The sequence below is a fragment of the Vibrio qingdaonensis genome, from assembly GCF_026191675.1.
GTDB lineage: Bacteria > Pseudomonadota > Gammaproteobacteria > Enterobacterales > Vibrionaceae > Vibrio > Vibrio qingdaonensis.
Genome location: NZ_JAKRRY010000186.1, coordinates 1 through 321, shown reverse-complemented (window position 1 = coordinate 321; position 321 = coordinate 1). Strand labels below are relative to the sequence as shown.

The 321-nt window shown below is 39.6% G+C and carries 1 tRNA gene; it reads right to left on the bottom strand.

The window, feature by feature from the left end:
- Positions 1-179: 179 nt before the first annotated feature.
- Positions 180-255: transfer RNA gene (locus MD535_RS25945), tRNA-Val, on the bottom strand.
- Between the last annotated feature and the right edge of the window lie 66 nt (positions 256-321).

Genomic DNA, 321 nt, shown 5'->3' with positions numbered 1-321 from the left:
AACTTTTATTTGAACAACATTAAATCAAATGTTGTTCGTCAGCTTTCCAAATTGTTAAAGAGCTAGTTTCTTTCGAAACGCGTGCTAAAAAGCACTTTCTAACGACTTTCGGAGTCAAAAATGCAAACCAACAACAAGAGTAGTGGTTTGGATTGATACTTCCAAAAATATTTAGAGAGTGGTGGGCGATACCGGGCTCGAACCAGTGACCCCCTCCTTGTAAGGGAGGTGCTCTCCCAACTGAGCTAATCGCCCACATTTAGTTTCTTTTGTCTTCACCTTTCAAAAAAGTGAAAATAAAAGCCATTCTTCGTGAGTAAG